This is a genomic window from Streptomyces sp. Isolate_45 (assembly GCF_024721315.2).
Lineage (GTDB): Bacteria > Actinomycetota > Actinomycetes > Streptomycetales > Streptomycetaceae > Streptomyces.
Genome location: NZ_JANFAK020000164.1, coordinates 1 through 17,131, shown reverse-complemented (window position 1 = coordinate 17,131; position 17,131 = coordinate 1). Strand labels below are relative to the sequence as shown.

Here is a 17,131-nt window from a genome sequence, read left to right as displayed (position 1 = left end):
CCCCCCCCCCCCCCCCCCCCCCCCCCCCCCCCCCCCCCCCCCCCCCCCCCCCCCCCCCCCCCCCCCCCCCCCCCACGACGGACCGGTTTCAACGGGTGAGGACGAGGCCGCAGCTGTAGGCGCGGGCATGGCCCAGGCCGTTGGTCAGGGTCGTGACCAGGGCTTCCGGGTCGGTGACCACGAGGTTGCCGCGGATTTCAGCTCGGCTGATACGCAGGCCCTTGTGCCGGTCGGCGCTGGAAATGGTCGGCAACATGCGGATGCCAAGGGCGTCGGGTTCCGTCGTGGCGCCTATGCGGAGGACGCCGTCCACGGCGGTCGCCGGCTCGGTTTCGCCTTGGAGGCGTCGTAGGAACCAGCCCTTCACGTGCTCCGGGTTCGTGTGGGCGATGCGCGTCCCGCGAACCTTCTCGGAAGTGGGCTTGCCCGCGGGCCTGCTTCGGGTCGGGTTCACGACCGTACGGAAGCCGACGGTCTCGCCCACCTTGTAGGTGCGGTCGACGGTGAGGACGTGCGGCTTGCCGGTGAGGGCCGCTCGGGGGATGCGGCTCCAGTCACCCGGCACCCGCGACTGGACGACCAGGACGAGAGCGGCCGCTTTGAGGTCGACCGACCACGTCGACAGAACGCCCATGTGGGAGCGGGCGGCCGGGTCGCCGTCCTCGACCCAGCCGCGGAATCCGCTCATCACGGTCCGGTGCATTTCCTGGGCGTCCACGAGGGACTTCGCGGCGAACGGGTGGCGGGCGTCCAGGGTCAGGACGGAATGTGTGGTGACGAAACGGGCAGCCGTGGCGCGCTTGGTGGTCAATGGAAAATGTTCCATTCGGTGGCGGTCGGGGCGATGGCGACGCGGGTACGGATCTCCCACCGCGTGGTGTGGGCCCGGCGGGCCGGATGGAAGCTGACCGGCTGGTCGTTGACGGGTGAGGCACCGGGATCGTCGGCGGGCGTCTGGATCCAGGCCCAGGGGCGTCCTGGGCCGGGCACCACGTCATCCTGGCGGGGCAGGAGTTGCTTGGCGGCGAAGGCCTCCGAGAGCGTGCCGGGCAGGATGTCCCCGGCGATCGTGCCGGAGGGCGGACAGGACTTGCGGCCCAGCCACAGGAGCTGAAGCGGGTGTTCCAGGGCGTGGGCGATCTCCGCGAGCCATGCCTCGTCCGCGTGCTGGAGACCGACGACGAAGGCGGCGTCGGACAGGTACCAGCGTTCGGTGATCAAGGCCGTGCGCGACAGCTCGCCGGAGACCAGGCCGCCCGAGACCGGGTCGGTCGCGATCTTCTTCGGTGCTCCGTACCAGCCGGCCAGTTCGTGGTGGCCGAAGGTGTCGCCGGTGGCCGCGTCGGTGCTCGCCGAGACGGCGGCGGCGCGACGGTGGTCGGTGATGAGGTCGCGCGGGCGCAGCGGGTACCGGCCCGCGCCGACGGAGTGGTAGTCGCGTACGGGGGTGCCGGGGTGGTCGGCGCGGACACCGAACTCCAGCGCGGCGAGGTCGTCGATCGGTTCCGTTCGGTCCCGGCCGAGGGCGGCGGCGCACAGGCCGACCACCGCTGACTTGGTGGGCCTGCTGTGGCTGTCGCGGCGCGAGAAGCGGGACACCGCCCCCCAGGACTGGAGGGGGGCGGCGAGCCGGAGGAGAAGGACGTGCGTCACGTCGTCAGCCCCTTGATGGACGTCACCTTGGTGGCGCCGAGTTCCTTCAGCCCGTCCAGGAGCTCCTCGATGTGGGGGTCGTACGTGAGTACGCGGCCGGTCGTGATGTCGTCGCGGCGGCCGCTGACGAACACGTGGTGCGCGATCAGCCGCTCCACCGCTGCCGGACCGGCCGGGCCGTCGCCTCCCTTGCGGGCCTCGCCGGCGCCGCGGGCCTTGTCCTTCTCGACCACCGGGCTCTCGTCGATGGGGCGCTGGAAGGCTGCCGCGTAGTTGTAGGGCCGGTGCCCTTCGAAGGCGAGTACCAGTGCGGGCAGGCTGCCGGTGGAGGCGGTGGAGTTCTTCTTCGCCTCGGGGAAGGCGTCCACGAAGGCATTGACGAACTCGGCCTCGGCGGCGATCGACACCCGCTCCGCCTCCTCGGCGGTCATCCCGGCCGCTTCCAGGTTCCTGCGCAGCTTGCGGCGGTCGAGTACGGCGTGCCGGTAGAAGGTGCCGGAGATGAGGGACTGGTAGCCGGTCATGCCGGCGCCCGCGTCGTCCGTCGAGTCGAGGAAGTCCAGTGCGTTCTTCTTACGATCGAGCTTGGCGTCGTCCGCGGCGGCGTAGAAGTCGTCGAGCTGTTCGGCCTCGTGGACGGTGAACGCGTGGCTGGTCTGGACGGCGCCGTCCACGTTGGGGGAGTCGGCGATCTCGGCGAGGAAGCGTCCGTAAAGGGCGATGTCGATCGCGTCGCGGGGGGCGAGGGCGGTGAGGACCGCGGCGCGCGTCCCGTTCGGCAGCGGGGGCAGCGACTTGGCGTCGGCCGCGCCTTCGGCTTCCGGGGCTTCCGTGCCCTCGGGGACCTCCGGATCGGCCGGCCCGGCGGCCTTCCTGCCCCGCTTGGGCTTTGCGGCGGCCGTCTGCGCGGCCGCGTAGGTGTCCGTCCAGGCCCTGATCGCCTCGTCGTTTTCCGCGATGTGAGCAGCGATGCGGGCGCCCGCATCGGACGGTGCGAAGAGAAGCACCTTGGTCAGGTTGGCCACGGTCTTCTTGGCGGGGTCGCCGAACTTGAGCCCCGTCGCCTCGATGACCGCGCGGGCCGCCCGGACCGCCTCGTCCTTGTCCCAGCCGTGCTCGGAGGCCAGGGCGCGAGCGGTGATCAAGGCCCACTCGCGGGTACGGGTCCCCGTGCTGTGTCCGGCCAGAGCGCCGACGCCCGCGTTGGCGCGGTCACGGGCGTGGACCCGTTCCGCGCGCCGCCGAGCCTGACTCGTGATCATGTGGCGTTCCGCGCCGCCGTAGACGATCGACTTCGGGGAGCCGTTCTCGTCCCTGACGGGCAGCACCGCGACGAGCGTTTCCAGGAGGTGGAGGGAGAGGTACGGGCCGGCAGCGGAGGCGGGAGCGGTCACTTGGTGGTGCCCTTCTTGATCGTGTCAGCAGTGATGTCTGCGGTCATGTCAGCCGGCGGACCTGAGGTCTCGTCGGCCGTCGGGGCGTTCTTGCCGGACCGGAACGACGGCTCGTGGAAGTCGACGGCCCAGCCGTTGGCGATGTCGGCCTTGCGGTCGTTCCAGCGACCGAGGTCGTCCGCGAGCTGTGTCCAGTTGGGTGGTGCCTGCTCGCAGGAGCGCAGCCGGGCGATGGCGTGCTGGAGGTGGCGCCAGGGAATGCGTCGGCTGGAGACGATCCGGTCGATGAGCCTGCTCGCTCCGGGATCACCCGGGCCCCGTCCGGCGCCGCCACCGATCCGACGCGTGGCCGCGCCGAGGCTGCCGAATCCGTACGACGGCCTTGACGCGCCCCGGTGGTAGACGGCGAACAGGAACGCCACCTCCTCGAAGACCTCGCGGCGGTCGGGGTCGAACCAGCCCGCCCTGATGCGGGTGTTCGTACGTACGCGCGGCCGGCGCAGTTCCGCGAGCTGTCCGTACTCCCGGTTGCGTACCAGGGAGGTGAGCCAGGCGGTCAGGCGCTCGCTGGGGTTCTTCTCCTCCCATGCGCGTGGGGAGGGGATCGCGGCTCCGGACACGTTCTCCTCTTCGGTTGCGGCACCGCTCTCGGGCTCGGTTTCCGTGCTCATGCTTTCTCCCCATGGAGTTCGGCCGGGGCCTTCAGACTCGCCAGCTCGTCCTCGAAGCGACGCAGGGCCGCGGCGCGTGCCTGGAAGCCCTGGGAGTTCCGCGGCAGTGAGTCGAGGGTTTTGGCCAGGAATCTGCGAGCCTGCTCGGTGAGGGTGGACGCGTAGTCGAGGAGGCACTCGTCCACCGGTTCTCGGGCGGCCGTCTCCTCCAGCAGGACGTGGAACGGATCCTCGGCCGCCTCCCAGTGCCTCCACCGGGCGTCGAAGCGCGCGATCTGACCGGCTTTGTCGGACGGCTTCGGGTTCGGGTACGCGATTTCCCAGGCCGTGTAAGCGGCCCTGCCCAAGCTCGTGGCGACGTACTCGGCCACCCGCGACCCCCTCGTCGACGCGTGCCACAGCGCCGCACCCATGCCGGGCGCGAACGGGAAGACACCGGAGACCCAGGTGATGGCGGTGGTCTGCTTGGCCACGAGACCCACGGCCCAGAGCCGGATCTTCCGGACCGGCGGGCTGTCCGCTCCGCGGAGCGCGTCGGGGCCGGGGAAGAGCGCGAGGCGTTGGTAGAGGTCCATGCGTTGGTCGGCGTGATCCGGGTTCTCGGCGTCCGCGACGGCGGCGTACAGGGCGTGCGCGTCGCGCCAAAAGGCGCGGGCCGCCGACGGCCAGAGCGGCTTCTTGACCCCTTGGGCGGTCTTGGCGTACACGGCGTCCTGGAGGTGCACCGGCTGGAGGGAAAGCAGCTCGCCGGCGCCCATCAGTACCCGGTCCACCACGACGGTGCCCGATTGCGGGTCGACGGTCGGCCGCATCAGGATGGACCGGCCCAGCGCGCTGTGGAGGTCCGCCGGGCCGCTCACGGGGCGGCCGGCCGGCTTCGTCCGGAAGCCCCGCCGTGGTTGGTTCCCGCCGGTCCAGGAGCGGTTGAATTCCCCGGGGAGGTCGGCGGAGGGCATCAGGTTCAACCGAAGGGTCTCGCCGAGGGTCGAGCCGAGAGCGAGCACCCGGATGCGGCCGCTGAGCCGGCCGACGGCCAGATTCGTGATCGTGGGCCCGAGGGTTTCCTTGCCCGAGATCCTCGCGCGGCCGGCCGGACCGTATACGTGCTGGGTGAGCATGGCCCGGAACGCTTCGGCGGGGGACAACGGCTGCGGGTGTTCGAGGTGGTGGTGGTCGAAGAACTGGTTGTAGTCGCCCGCGTGCTCGATGACGACCTGCGCCGGTCCTGCCCCGCGCTGGTCGAGATAGGGCGCAAGGAGCGAGTTCTGGCCGAGCGGTTCGCTGGGGTGGAACAGGTCCCAGATCTCGGTCTCCGGCCGGTCGGCGAGCCATCGGGCGGCTTGACCGAGTGAGTGACGGTCCTCGATCCAGTCGCGCCACTCGGTGTTCGTGGCCGGATAGGTCTCGGAGGCGTAGCAGATGGCCAGAAGGTATTCGAGGAGGGCGACCTGTTCACCCGGGGTGGATCCGCTCACCGAGCGCAGGTCGTCGGCTTCCTCCAGGAGGCCGATCAAACTCCGCTCGACCCTCTCGCCCTTCAGTGTCAGTGCCTCGGCACATGCTTGTTGTCGAGGGTCCCACTGGGGGTGGGCCACCCCGCGAGGCGGAGAGTGTGATTCAGCCAAGATGCATCGTTTGCTCTCTGCTCATAACGGTTTCTTGCTGGAATGAGGCAGGAACCTAGCACGCGAATTAGGGCGGTATGACAGGTTTGCGGAATCCCAAGGACCTTCCTTGGATGTGGAGTTGGGGCAAAACCGATCGCGACGGGCTGTCGACCGAGGTCGGCGGGCCCGCGTGGAATCCACTGGTCGCGCACCTGCTGGACACCGGCGCAGTGGCGCTCGAACTTTGGGATCGCTACCTTCCCGACCCGGCACGAGATCGCCTCACCGACGGTTTCGGCGCCGGTGACCGCCGGTTGGCGCGGGACACAGTGGCCTTTCTCGCCGCCCTGCACGACCTGGGAAAGTGCTCGCCCGCGTTCACCGGTCGGTTCGGGAGCGGACGCGGAGCCACCGACCGGATGCGCCGGGAACGCGGACTGTGGGAGGACCAGGCCCGCGCCGCGGGACTTCCCCTCCCCACGACATGGACGGGAATCCATAACGCCCGGCACGAACACCTCACGACCCTGACACTGCCGACCCTGCTCGGCTGCCGCTGCCCGGGCACGGGCGACGGCACCGAATGCCTGGCCCAAGAGCACCGTGGCCTGTACGTGGCCGCCGCCTGTCTGGGCGGCCACCACGGCCACCTCCCCAAACCCGCATCCATCAAGCGCGCTTACGGGGCGGCGGGGGGAACCGCATGGGACGCCGTACGGCTCGCGCTGGTGGACGTCGTCGCCGACCGACTCGGAGTCGACCTCGCGGCGCTGCCCTCGCTGGTACGGCAGCTCCCATCGGCCCGCCCCAGCACGCTCGTCCTGTTCGCGGGGCTGGTCGTCCTCAGCGACTGGATCGCCTCGGACACGCGTCGTTTCCCCTACGCCCGCCCCACCGACGACCCCTCGGAGCTGTGGCAGCGGTCAGGCAGGCGGGCAACGGAAGCGGTCACCGCCCTGGGGCTGGATCGATGGCGGCCGGGGCCCGCCGACTGGGGGCGGCTGTGGCCCGGCACGACGCCGCGGCGATTCCAGGCGGACGCCATGCGACTCCTGCCCGAGCGCGGACAGGCCCTGGTCATCGTCGAATCGGACACCGGGTCCGGCAAGACCCGCTTGGCCCTGTGGTGCGCCCACCAACTGGCGGCCCGCAACGGCTACCAGGGTGTGTACCTGGCCATGCCCACCCGGGCGGCGACGCACCAGGCTGCTGCGGAGGTCGAGGGTTTCCTCCCCGGGGCGGTGGAGGCGGACACGGTCAACATGGCGCTGGTCCACGGAGCCGCCGGCGCGACCGACCTCGTCCACCGGCTCGTCGACGCCGCCCGTGCACCCGCGCCCGGAACCGAGGAAGGCTCGGGCGCAGCCGACGATCTGGCCGGGTCCGTACAGCACGTCCTCGACGCCCATGCCTGCGACGGACCGGACGACGGGCACGACGGGCCGTCGTACGGCCACCACACAACATCCACCCGCGTCGTCCTGGACCCCTGGTACCTGCGACGTTGCCTCGGACTCGTGGCGACCTTCGGTATCGGCACGGTCGACCAGGTCGTCCTGGCAGCCCAGCCCTCACGCCACTGGTTCCTGCGGACCTTCGGCCTCGCCTGCAAGATCGTCGTCATCGACGAGGCGCACGCCTACGAGCTCTACCAACAGCAGTTGCTCGGCGCGGCCGTGGAATGGCTGGCCGACGCGGGGGCATCCGTCATCGTCCTGTCCGCCACCCTCCCCGCTGCCGTACGGACCGCCCTGACCGAGGCCTGGGGTACGGGGCTTCGCGTCGCCCTGGACGATCCGGGAGAGCCGGGACCGATCACCGTCGTCGACGGTGCGGGCCGCGTCCGCAGGGGAGGGCCCGCACCGGACGAAGTGGAGTCACTCCGAACGACGGTCATCCTCGAAGCGGACCCCGGTCCGCAGGAGCTCGCTGCCCAACTCCTCGAACAGGCCCGGGACGGAGGATGCGTCGGCGTGGTCCGGACCCGGGTGGACACGGCCGTCGCGCTCCACGAAGAGGCTCGGGCGCAGGCGAAGCGGTACGGCTGGGATCCCGAGGACGTGGTGCTCCTGCACGGCCGGATGCTGCCGCGTGACCGCCAACCGCTGGAAGAGCGGCTCACGGCGATGCTCGGGCCGGCCACCGATCCCGAGCTCCGGCGGGCGGGCATGCCGAATCCGGATCGCCCCGGCAGGCTGTTGGTGATCGCGACCCAGGTCATCGAGCAGTCCCTGGACCTCGACTTCGACCACCTCGTGTCGGACCTCGCGCCGATCGACCTACTGATCCAGCGGCGCGGCCGCCAGCACCGCCACCGCGCCAACGACCCGGGACGTCCGGCCTGGTGTGGCGAAGTCACGCAGGGGTCGGGATACTCGGCGGCGAGGATGGTCGTCCTCTACCGTCCTGATCCGCTTCTCGACGGGCTGCCCCTGGTGGAGCCTGCCGGGCATAGCGCGATGGGCAACGCGGACGGCCTCGTCTACGCCCCGTACACGCTGGCGGCGACGTACCGCACGCTGATCACACGGCAAGCGGACGGACACAGCGGTTTCGCGACACCGATGGACAGTGCCGAACTCGTGGAGTCCGTGTACGGCCCCCGACAGGAGGCGGACGGAGCATGGGGAGAGCTCCTCGCGCGTACGTGGGACGCGTGGCAGGACGCGCTTCAGCAGGAGGGGGGAGAGTCGGCGCAACGAGCCCTGCACCCCTACCGGGGCGCGCGACGGGTGCCGGCGGAGGTGTGGGACCTCGCCTCGGGACGCGACAACGGCGCGGGCGACGAGGGAGGCACACCACAGTTCCGTGCCCTGTCCCGGCTCGGCGATCCCTCGGTCGGAGTGGTCTGCCTCTACCAGCACGGGGACCGGCTCACGTATGACGTGGAGGGCACCCTGCCGGTGGAAACCGGCGCACGCCCCGGAACCAGCGCGCGGCGCCGCCAGGACCGCGGCCTGCTCCTCAACACCCTGGCCTTCCCGGCCCACTGGTTCGACGGTGCTCGCCCGCTACCGGCAGCGCACACCTGGCCGACACCGCCCGGCCACCCGCCGCTCGACCGGAGCCACGTGGCCCTCTTCGACGCGGCGGGCAGGTGCGTGACCGGCCCGGCAGGCCGGGTCCGGTACGACCCCGTGACGGGCCTGTCGAGGACATGAGTCGCCTCCGTCCCCGCGCGGGCGGGGCATTCGGGACTCTGCTCGTAACGGGGTCCATCCCCGCGTGTGCGGGGGAGATCGGGTCGTAGCCCGAACATGTCCGACGGTCCATCCCCGCTCAGGCGGGGAGTAGTGCAGCGGCCCTGAGAATATCGCCGTTGAACGATGCAGCACCAACAAGTCGAGCAGTACGACCGGTGTCATCGGGAAAGGCCCGTGGTGACATTCGACCACCTGCTCTACGCTCGTAGTCTGGTATTGGACCACTCCCGAACGGCCCTCCTACTCAATGGTCCGTGCCTCGTTGGCGCGAGGCACGGACCTAGGAGCGGCTACAGGAGGTTGTTACCCGGCGAGTAAGAGACGCCGGGTAACAACCTTCACCACAGGGTGTCCACAAGCTTGGCGAGCACCGCGGAGACGATCTCCAGCACCAGCCACAAGACACCCATCACGGCGAGCTCAAAGGGCTTGAGCTCATGCAGTCGCTCAGCTAATCGGCGTTTCATCTGCTGCCTCCCGCATCAACGCGCCCCGACGAGGGTCGCCGGGGTGCTCCCATGCAGGAGGCGCGGTGAAGCGCGTCTCAGAACCAGAGTGACACGAATCGAGCTCCGGCGGAGGCCGTTTCGCCTCGATGAACACGAAGAGCCCAACTACTCCGAGTTCCAACTTTTCTTGGAACTCGGAGATCTTGGGCCTGCGAGCTCGATCAGCGCGGCGGGCGGCGCCGCATCAGGATCGTCAGCGTCGCCCTGGCGTCCCGGCGGCGCTCGGGGCTGCGGGCGAGGACCGAGGCGGCGGCGACAGTGACGATGGCGCCGGCGTAGGTGAGGCCGGTCGCGGCGGCGAGTGCGGCTCCGTCGTGGAGTACGGACGGCAGTACGGACATCGTGGGGTCCCCCTTGCTTCGGGTCTGCCCGGCGTTCTGACCGCCGGGCTTTCGGTACCTCAGACGTTCCGCGACCGGAGCTCTTCCGGCGATGTCCGGACAGCCGGATCGGGCCTAAGTAGCCTGTTCAGAAGGGCAGAAGAAAGTTTCCGGCGAAGTTCCGGACACGGCGGTCAGGGGTTGCGGGTTGAGCGACGAGGCGCAGATGTCGGAACTCGCGCGTGCCCTGGAGAGCCTGTACGAGGCAGCACGCGGAAGCCGCCGCAGCACGTTCACCCAGAGCAAGCTCGCCGAGACACTGTCGGCACGCGGCTTCAAGGTCTCGGACCGCACCATCAGCGACTGGCGCAAGAAGGGCTCGGTATCGGATCAGCACCAGCCCACGTTCTGGGCTCTGGTCAAGTACCTGGAAACCGAGGCTGCCGAGGTCTCGCCGGACTACCGGCCCCACAGTAAGACGCACTGGAAGTCCCTCCTCGACGCTGCCGATCACCGGCGAAGGTCCCGACAGGGAGGCTCCGGCCCTCGGATCCACATGGACTCCAAGGGCCGCTTCTACGGTGACGAGGCCCAGGTACGGCAGCACTTCTTACCCCGGGACTTCGAGGGCCGCCTCGACGACTTGAACGCGCTGTCGGCCTTCACCACCGACCGCCACGCCCCAGCCCCGACCTACGCCTTCCTGCAGGCGGGACCTTGGGCCGGGAAATCCGCCCTCCTGGCCTGGTTCGTGCTGCCGTTCCGGCCCGCCGGGGTCGATGTCGTCCCGTACTTCGTCGCCAGGCGCCTCGGCACCGACCACCCCGACACCTTCCGTACGACGATGTGCCGGCAACTCGCGGCCGTGGTCGGCAAGCGTGCGCCGTCGGGCCTGGAAGCCCTCTACGAAGCGGCCGCCCGGGCCAGCAGCGACCTCGGCCGCACCCTGCTGCTCGTCGTCGACGGCCTGGACGAAGCCGCCGCCCCACAGGACGGTGGCCTGAGCATCGCCGCGATGCTGCCGAAAGCACTCCCGCCGGGCATGCGCGTGGTGGTGGCCGGGCGGGAGCACCCGCCTCTGCCGATCGACGTGCCCGAAGACCACCCGCTTCGTGACTCTGCCGTCGTACGGCGGCTGACGGCCTCCCCTGCGGCCACTGTCATCCGGGACATGGTCACGCGAGACCTGGCCACACTCCTCAAGAACCGCGAGATGGGCCGCCCCCTGCTCGCCCTGCTGACCGCGGCCCGGGGCCCTCTCAGCGGCGAGGACCTGGCCCACCTGATGGGGGCCGCGACCCTGCCGTACGACGTCGTAGACTTGTTGGGCAGCGTCGCGGGCCGCAGCATGCGCCCGGACGTGTCGGGGCACCTCGCCCTGAGCGGCCCTGTCTGGGGCGACAACCCCGCGCTGCGGACGTACGTACTCGCACACGACGAGCTGCGGCGCGTGGCCTCCGAGAACTTCGGCCCAGCCGGGCTGGCGGAATACGAGGGACGGCTGCACGCCTGGGCGGACCGCTACCGCGAGCAGGGGTGGCCCGAGGGCACCCCGAACTACCTCCTGGCCGGCTATCCCCGCCTGCTGCGGGAGAGCGGTGACGTCGACCGGCTGGCCGGCCTGGTGCTCGATCCGCGCCGTCAGCGGCGGCAAGTGGCCGGGCTGGGGTTGGACCTCGCTCTCGCGGACATCGAGCTGGTTGAGGGCGCGGCCACCGACGACGGTCCGGAAAGCCTCGGCCTCCTGGCCGCAGCCGCCCTGTCCCGTACGTTCCTCAACCGGCGGGCCCGCACGGTACCGCTCGACGTTCCGCGCGCGCTCGCCCGGCTCGGCGACGCCCGACGGGCGACGACCTTGGCGCTCGAGTCCCCCGACGCGGTGTCGAAGGCGCTGGCACTGGCCGACGTAGCACATGAACTGTCCGGCATCGAAGGCGACGACCGAGCCCGGAACGCGGCACAGGATGCCGCGCGGGAGTCCGTGCGGTGGGCAACGACCGCCCGTCGGCAGACACCGGTGTGGGGTGCCGGCGACGACGAGGTCGAGGCCGCCGTCGCCAGGGCGGCGGTAGCCCTGATCGAGACGGGGCAGGAGGAGGCCGGCTCCGAGTTGCTCCGTAGGACGCGGGGCCTGAGCGCCGCGAGCTGCGAGGCGTGGACGGAGGCGGCGGCCCTGCTGTCGAAGCACCGACCGTCCCTGGCCTCGGAGGTTCTGGACGAACTGGAAGAGGACGTGGAGGCCCTCGCCGAGCACGCCGACTCGAGCGAACTCGACGACCCCGCCGCCCTGGTGCAACTGCGGATGGCGCTCGCCCTGGCCGACCCCGGCCGGGCGGAACGCCTCCATCACCGCATCCTCGAACACGCGCGTACGGTCGGGGCGGCGCGCTCGCAGACGTTGTCAGACCTCGACGTCCTGTCGCTCGCCGCGTCAGCTCTGGCCGCCGTGCGCCCCGATGACGCACGGGCGTTGGCCGAACTGGCGGTGCAGCGGATCGAGGGGGCGTGCCGTAAGCCCTCCTCGCTGTCGGCACCGGACCGGGCGCATGTCGGGTTCGGCTTCCGCCTGACGCTGGTACGACTCGCACAGGCACTGCTCGACACCGGAACGTCGCCGGAGGAGGTCAGGGCCCTCTTGGAGGGTGTGCCGGAGGAGTTGCGTGGCACCTACGAGGAACAGGGCCGGCGCCCGGATCGCGACGGCGCCGACTTCGCGGACTCGATCGTCGCCCGCGTCGCGCACTCCGGACACGACCCGGGCGATGACGAGGGCGACGTCGCAGCCGAGCCAGGGCGACTGGCCCGTGTAGCCGTAGCCCTCGCGGCCCAGGGCCGGGAGCAGGAGGCCAGGCAGCACTTGGACGAGGCCCTCGCTCTCCTCTCGGAAACCGACGCGGAGGCCGAAGCCGCCCTGCCGTGGCTCCCCGCTTTTGCGGGCACGTTGCTACGGAACGGGGCGATCAAGGACGCCGAGGCCCTTGCCGCCGCATTGAGTGGCCCGGGTAACCGAGCCCGCGCCCTGTCCGCGATGGCCATGACCCACGCCGATGCGGGACACGAGGCCGGGGCACGCCGGCTGGCGCACGAAGCGGCTTGCGAAGTGGCCCGTGCCGGGAGGGAAGCTGCCGAAGACGAAGCCTGGGCGGTGGCGGCCCAAGCACTGGCACACGCCGGTGAGGGAGATGCGGCGCTGGACCTGATCGACACCACGAAGCCGACCGAACATGCCCGACGAAACGTCTGGAGGCGGGACGCGGCAAGGGCACGCGTCGCCGTCGCTGAAGGGATGGCTGCCCATGACCCGTCCGCAGCGGGCGCGATCGTGGATGAAGTACGGGAAGGATACGAAGCGACCAGCAGCCTGCCGCGTCGGCTGGCCGGGCTTCTCGGCGAACTCGGCGCACTGCTTGTCGCTTCCTCCCGGGGGGATGAGGCCTGCCGCGAGAGGCTGAGCGATTCGGTCAGCTGCGCGCGGGCCTACGCCTACGAAGCACAAGAGGAGTGGGTGCCCCGGACGGTCCTCGTCGACGCTGTACTGCGGGTGGGCGAGGGCCAGGACGTTGATGTCCAGTTGGAATGGCTCGCGCGTCAGCGTCGGATCGGTCACCAGGAACAGTTCCCTGCAGCCGGTCTCGGAGTCCTTCACGCACTGCTCGGCGACACCGATGCCGCGTGGCGGGCGGTGGCCCGCACGGTCGAACCGAGGCGCCGTGCGATCGGCTTCGCCGCGGTCGCCAGCCACCTGGCGCGCGTCCCCGTGCGGTTGGTTCCTGCCGTTCACGAGCCGGGCCCAGACCCGTTCACGCAGGCGTTGCGAGCCTTGGCCATGCTTGCTTCGGCCGACACCCCAGGCGATGTTCGGATGGCCGGCAGGTTCCTGCGCGAGTCGCTGAAGAGCCCCGACTGGTCCAGCGTCCTGCCCGTACTGGCACAGGTCGCTCCCGCTGTGGTGCCTCGACTCCGCGACATCATCTTTGCCCACCTGTGCCTCGAACCGGCTTAAGGGTTCAGCGGCCGTCCGCAGCCGCCGACCCGTCCGGGCGGGCTCCTACTTCTCGACGGTGTAGCTCAGCTGCGCGAACCCGCCGCCGACGTCCTTGACCGTGTCCAGGCGCAGCGGAACGTCCTGGGCCAGGTCGCCGAAGAGCCGGTGACCGCTGCCGATGAGGACCGGAGCGACACTGATGATGTCGCTGCCCAGACGGCCTGCGTTGTCGACGACGCTCAGCTCGGCATCGGGCCAGGCGCGGGCGAGCCACATCGACGTCCGCCGCTGCGAGGAATGTGAGCGAACGGCCGGCGCCTGGCTGCCCGAACCGCTCCTGGAGGGCGACCCGATGCTCGGCCCGGCCGACACCTTCGAGCAACGCGAATCGGTCTCCCTCGCCGTACTGACCCTGATGGAACGCCTCACCCCGGTCGAGCGGGCCGTCTACGTCCTGCGCGAGGTTCTCCTACAGCCACGCCGAGATGGCCCAGATCCTCGACATCACCGAGTCCGCCAGCCAGCAGCACGTCCACCGGGCCCGGACCCGGATCGCCGACGAGCGCCGCCGCACCGGCGAGGCCGACCCCGCGTCCGCGCGCCGGGTCGTCGAGGAGTTCCTCGCCGCCGCCGCGTCCGGTCGCACCGAACGGCTGGTGGCGCTGCTCACCGACGACGTGATGGCACTCTCGGACGGCGCCGGCCTGGCCAAGCGGCTCTTGCAGTACAAGACGCCCAAGCAGGTCGCCTCCTACGTACGGGCCGGCTTCAAGCCCACGCCGGCGAAGCGGCGGCTGGCAGGCGGCTCACCCACATTCCACTTCGCGCTGGTCAACGGCTCCCCGGCCGTCCTCGCCGTCATCGACCACCGGGTCGTGGGCACCGTGGCGTTCGAAGTCCGTGACGGGAAGGTCGCGTCCCTGCGCGGCATAGGCGCAACGGGCCGACTCGCGCGCCTCAACGAGGCCTGGCGGCAGCACGAACCCGACGCGCCGGTCATCGCCACGTGGTGACCGGATCGGCCGGCCAGGCTTCCGGTCGTACGTACCCTGCTACTACCTCGGCAGGGCGTGACCGCGCAGGGTCAGCCGGTGCGGCGGGAGCGGGAAAGAGCCCGCCAGCCGAGCACTGTGCCGATCAGCCCCAGAAGCAGAGCCACGTAGGCGCCACCCAGCCCGTTGCCGGTACCGAGCCCACCGTCGGCAGTGGCCGCGACCAGCCCGCCGAGAGCCATGGCAATCACCCCCGAGCCCACGGCCGCCGTGGCCCCGAAAGAACCGCTGACGATGCCGAGACGACCGGCGGGACGGGTCAACGCCAGCACAGCGATGACCACCGCGGCCAGCCCCAGCAGCCCGCCGGTGGTGGCTCCGAGCCTCCCGAGGCTGAACTCGGTGACGCCGACAGCGACCGGCTGGACCGAGGCATGTGCTGGCGCTGGTGTGGCAAGACCGAGCCCGGCGAGCAGGGCGGTCGCGGAGGCGACGGACAGGCGACGAGCGGACATCAGGGTGCTCCTTCTCTTCCCACGACTGGATGTGGTTCGAGCATGTCGGCCGGGCCCCTGGCAGGTCGTCCCGCAGGCGCAGGCACTTCGCGCTACCACGGACGCGGCAGGTGCCGCGGAGCTACTGCGCGCGTGGTAGTCGGCCGCTCGTCCGCGAGCGGGATTCGCCCGCAGCAGCCTCCGGCTACGGTGCGCGCATGAGCAAACGACGGTTCCGTGTTCGGGCCGGTGTCAGAGACTGGCTGATCGCCGTAGGCGTGGCGGGGGCGCTGCTGGTCACCGGGCTGTCCGGGCAGCACTCCGCCACGGGCCTCGGCCTGCTCGGCTACGTGCTGTTGACGGTCGGCGGCTTGGCGCTGGCCGCAGGCCGCCGGGCTCCGGTTGCCGTCCTCGCCGTCACCGGGCTCTGCGCGGTGGGCTACCAGGCGGCGGGGTTCGACGTGGCTGCCGTCGCGTTCCTCTTCGCGGTGTACGCGGCCATGCGGGCCGGACACCGCATCGTCACGGTGGCGGTGAGCGTGGCCGTACTGGCCGCGCTCCCCCTCGCGGCCCTCGCCTCGGGCCTGCACGACACGGGCGAGGCGTTCGCGCAGGCCCGGGGCGCCCTCCAAATCGCCTGGCTCATCGCCGCCGGAGCTGCCGGTGAAGCCCTCCGGCAGGCCGAGCAACGGGCCGACGAAGCCGAACGCACCCGGGAGGAGACCGCGCGGCGCCGCGCCGACGAGGAGCGGCTGCACATCGCGCGGGAGCTGCACGATTCGCTCACCCACCAGATCTCGGTCATCAAGGTGCAGTCCGAAGCCGCCGTCCATGTGGCCCGCAAGCGCGGCGAAGAGGTCCCGGAGGCCCTGCTGGCCATCCGAGAGGCCGGCCGGGAGGCGTCCCGGGAGCTCCGCGCCACCCTGGAGGCCCTGCGCGACGACGACACCACCCCGCCACACGGCCTCGACCACATCCCCGAACTGGTGGAACGGGCAGGCAAGACCGGTGTGCGGGCGACCCTGACGATCCAGGGCCGTCAGCACGACGTGCCGGCCGCGGTGGGCCGCACGCTCTACCGGATCGTCCAGGAGTCCCTCACCAACATCGCCCGTCACGCGGACGCCACCACGGCATCGGTCCACATCGACTACCGCCCGGACGCTGTCGCCCTCCAGGTCGATGACGACGGCAAGGCCACACCAGACGCCGTCCCCGTGCCGGGCATGGGACTGCTCGGGATGCGCGAACGCGTCACTGTCCTCGGCGGTCGCCTTCGGGCAGCACCGCGTGACGAGGGTGGCTTCACCGTCCAGGCCGAACTCCCCGTGGAGCGTGCCTCGTGATCCGTGTCCTGCTGGTCGACGACCAGCCGCTCATCCGTAGCGGATTCCGCGCGTTCCTCGACCTCGAAGACGACATCGAGGTCGTGGCCGAGGCCGCCAACGGGCAGGAGGGTCTGGAGCTCGCCAGAGAGCACGTGCCCGACATCGCACTCATCGACATCCAGATGCCGGTCCTCGACGGCATCGAGGCGACCCGGCGCATCGCAGCAGACCCGGCGTTGAGCGGGGTGCACGTCGTCATCCTCACCAACTACGGCCTGGACGAATACGTCTTCAACGCCCTGTCCGCCGGGGCCGCCGGATTCCTCGTCAAGGACATCGAGCCGGAGGACTTCCTGCACGCTGTACGCGTCGCCGCGCGCGGCGACGCCCTCCTCGCACCCTCGATCACCCGCAAGCTGATCAACCGGTACGTCAGCCAGCCACTCCCCAGCACCACGGGGCCGGCGCTGGAAGAACTGACCAGCCGCGAACGTGAAGCCGTCGTACTGGTCGCACAGGGCCTGTCCAACGACGAGATCGCGGACCGCATGGTGATCAGCCCGCTGACCGCGAAAACCCACGTCAACCGGGCCATGACCAAGCTCCACGCCCGCGACCGCGCCCAGCTCGTGATCCTCGCCTACGAATCCGGCCTGGTAGCCCCACGCAACTCCTGACATCCGCTCAGCAACACCCTGGACCGGTGGAAGCGCGTCGGTGTTCGGCATTGATGCGTTGGGCTTCCTCCAGCTGGTCCTCCAGGACCACGATGCGGCAGGCCGCCTCGACAGGTGTGCCCTGGTCGACGAGTTCGCGGGCGCGGGCGGCGATGCGCAGTTGGTAGCGGGAGTAGCGGCGGTGTCCTCCGGCTGAGCGGAGTGGGGTGATGAGGCGGGCGTCGCCGATGGCGCGGAGGAAGCCCTGGGTGGTGCCGAGCATTTCGGCGGCCCGGCCCATGGTGTAGGCGGGGTAGTC

The 17,131-nt window shown here is 70.8% G+C and carries 14 protein-coding genes and 1 pseudogene; 5 read left to right on the top strand and 10 right to left on the bottom strand.

Features of this window, described 5'->3' with window-relative positions; genetic code table 11:
- Positions 1–88: 88 nt before the first annotated feature.
- The 5 genes from NOD94_RS33950 to NOD94_RS33930 are packed head-to-tail and all read right to left on the bottom strand — an operon-like array spanning position 89 to position 5,313.
- Positions 89–811, bottom strand: a complete 723-nt coding sequence (locus NOD94_RS33950) for a type I-E CRISPR-associated protein Cas6/Cse3/CasE (RefSeq protein ID WP_281210044.1) — start codon at positions 809–811, stop codon at positions 89–91.
- Positions 808–1,653, bottom strand: coding sequence for a type I-E CRISPR-associated protein Cas5/CasD (cas5e, locus tag NOD94_RS33945; protein WP_281210043.1), 846 nt, complete (start codon positions 1,651–1,653; stop codon positions 808–810). Before cas5e ends, NOD94_RS33950 begins: the two co-directional genes overlap by 4 nt.
- The gene (locus NOD94_RS33940; RefSeq protein WP_281210042.1) at positions 1,650–3,047 is read right to left on the bottom strand and encodes a type I-E CRISPR-associated protein Cas7/Cse4/CasC; all 1,398 of its coding nucleotides are present in this window, start codon (positions 3,045–3,047) and stop codon (positions 1,650–1,652) included. The genes cas5e and NOD94_RS33940 overlap by 4 nt, the downstream gene beginning before the upstream one ends.
- On the bottom strand, positions 3,044–3,718 hold the full coding sequence (gene casB / locus NOD94_RS33935; RefSeq protein ID WP_281210041.1) for a type I-E CRISPR-associated protein Cse2/CasB: 675 nt from the start codon (positions 3,716–3,718) through the stop codon (positions 3,044–3,046). The genes NOD94_RS33940 and casB overlap by 4 nt, the downstream gene beginning before the upstream one ends.
- Positions 3,715–5,313 carry a type I-E CRISPR-associated protein Cse1/CasA gene (locus tag NOD94_RS33930; RefSeq protein WP_281210040.1) on the bottom strand — a complete coding sequence of 533 codons (1,599 nt, stop codon included), beginning with the start codon at positions 5,311–5,313 and terminating at the stop codon, positions 3,715–3,717. The genes casB and NOD94_RS33930 overlap by 4 nt, the downstream gene beginning before the upstream one ends.
- Positions 5,314–5,456: 143 nt before the next feature.
- Here NOD94_RS33930 and cas3 point away from each other — a divergent pair, with 143 nt between their 5' ends.
- Positions 5,457–8,486 (top strand): CRISPR-associated helicase Cas3', encoded by a 3,030-nt coding sequence (gene cas3, locus NOD94_RS33925; RefSeq protein ID WP_281210039.1) that lies wholly within the window; start codon positions 5,457–5,459, stop codon positions 8,484–8,486.
- Positions 8,487–8,866: 380 nt separating this feature from the next.
- On the opposite strand, the gene NOD94_RS33920 is transcribed toward cas3, so the two are convergent.
- A complete protein-coding gene (locus NOD94_RS33920) occupies positions 8,867–8,995 on the bottom strand; it encodes a hypothetical protein (protein WP_281210038.1) in 129 nt (42 codons plus the stop codon).
- A gap of 203 nt (positions 8,996–9,198) precedes the next feature.
- Positions 9,199–9,378 (bottom strand): hypothetical protein, encoded by a 180-nt coding sequence (locus NOD94_RS33915; protein ID WP_281210037.1) that lies wholly within the window; start codon positions 9,376–9,378, stop codon positions 9,199–9,201.
- A 187-nt stretch (positions 9,379–9,565) separates the two neighbouring features.
- Between NOD94_RS33915 and NOD94_RS33910 the strand changes: the two genes are divergently transcribed.
- Positions 9,566–13,360: a hypothetical protein gene (locus NOD94_RS33910; protein WP_281210036.1), complete on the top strand. Its 3,795-nt coding sequence runs from the start codon at positions 9,566–9,568 to the stop codon at positions 13,358–13,360.
- 45 nt (positions 13,361–13,405) lie between these two features.
- Here the strand turns inward: NOD94_RS33910 and NOD94_RS33905 are convergent, their stop codons facing one another.
- A complete protein-coding gene (locus NOD94_RS33905) occupies positions 13,406–13,618 on the bottom strand; it encodes a hypothetical protein (protein ID WP_281210035.1) in 213 nt (70 codons plus the stop codon).
- A gap of 25 nt (positions 13,619–13,643) precedes the next feature.
- Here NOD94_RS33905 and NOD94_RS33900 point away from each other — a divergent pair.
- Positions 13,644–14,355: pseudogene (locus NOD94_RS33900) on the top strand (sigma factor-like helix-turn-helix DNA-binding protein); the annotation flags it as partial.
- Between the two features lie 71 nt (positions 14,356–14,426).
- Here NOD94_RS33900 and NOD94_RS33895 read toward each other — a convergent pair.
- Positions 14,427–14,849: a DUF6223 family protein gene (locus NOD94_RS33895; RefSeq protein WP_281210034.1), complete on the bottom strand. Its 423-nt coding sequence runs from the start codon at positions 14,847–14,849 to the stop codon at positions 14,427–14,429.
- 197 nt (positions 14,850–15,046) lie between these two features.
- On the opposite strand from NOD94_RS33895, the gene NOD94_RS33890 reads away from it, so the two are divergent.
- Together NOD94_RS33890 and NOD94_RS33885 are read left to right on the top strand one after the other, a co-directional pair.
- Positions 15,047–16,174, top strand: a complete 1,128-nt coding sequence (locus NOD94_RS33890; protein WP_281210033.1) for a histidine kinase — start codon at positions 15,047–15,049, stop codon at positions 16,172–16,174.
- Complete coding sequence (locus NOD94_RS33885; protein ID WP_281210032.1) at positions 16,171–16,833, top strand: response regulator transcription factor; 663 nt, start codon at positions 16,171–16,173, stop codon at positions 16,831–16,833. The genes NOD94_RS33890 and NOD94_RS33885 overlap by 4 nt, the downstream gene beginning before the upstream one ends.
- Positions 16,834–16,840: 7 nt before the next feature.
- Here NOD94_RS33885 and NOD94_RS33880 read toward each other — a convergent pair.
- Positions 16,841–17,131, bottom strand: a 291-nt coding sequence (locus NOD94_RS33880) for a MerR family transcriptional regulator (RefSeq protein WP_281210031.1), incomplete at its 5' end; no start/stop codon positions are given.

Excerpts from the sequence above, each read along its gene's own strand:
- casB (WP_281210041.1), bottom strand. The coding sequence starts at position 3,718 with ATGAGCACGGAAACCGAGCCCGAGAGCGGTGCCGCAACCGAAGAGGAG.
- cas3 (WP_281210039.1), top strand. The coding sequence starts at position 5,457 with ATGTGGAGTTGGGGCAAAACCGATCGCGACGGGCTGTCGACCGAGGTC.
- NOD94_RS33920 (WP_281210038.1), bottom strand. The coding sequence starts at position 8,995 with ATGAAACGCCGATTAGCTGAGCGACTGCATGAGCTCAAGCCCTTTGAG.
- NOD94_RS33915 (WP_281210037.1), bottom strand. The coding sequence starts at position 9,378 with ATGTCCGTACTGCCGTCCGTACTCCACGACGGAGCCGCACTCGCCGCC.
- NOD94_RS33905 (WP_281210035.1), bottom strand. The coding sequence starts at position 13,618 with ATGTGGCTCGCCCGCGCCTGGCCCGATGCCGAGCTGAGCGTCGTCGAC.
- NOD94_RS33895 (WP_281210034.1), bottom strand. The coding sequence starts at position 14,849 with ATGTCCGCTCGTCGCCTGTCCGTCGCCTCCGCGACCGCCCTGCTCGCC.
- NOD94_RS33890 (WP_281210033.1), top strand. The coding sequence starts at position 15,047 with ATGAGCAAACGACGGTTCCGTGTTCGGGCCGGTGTCAGAGACTGGCTG.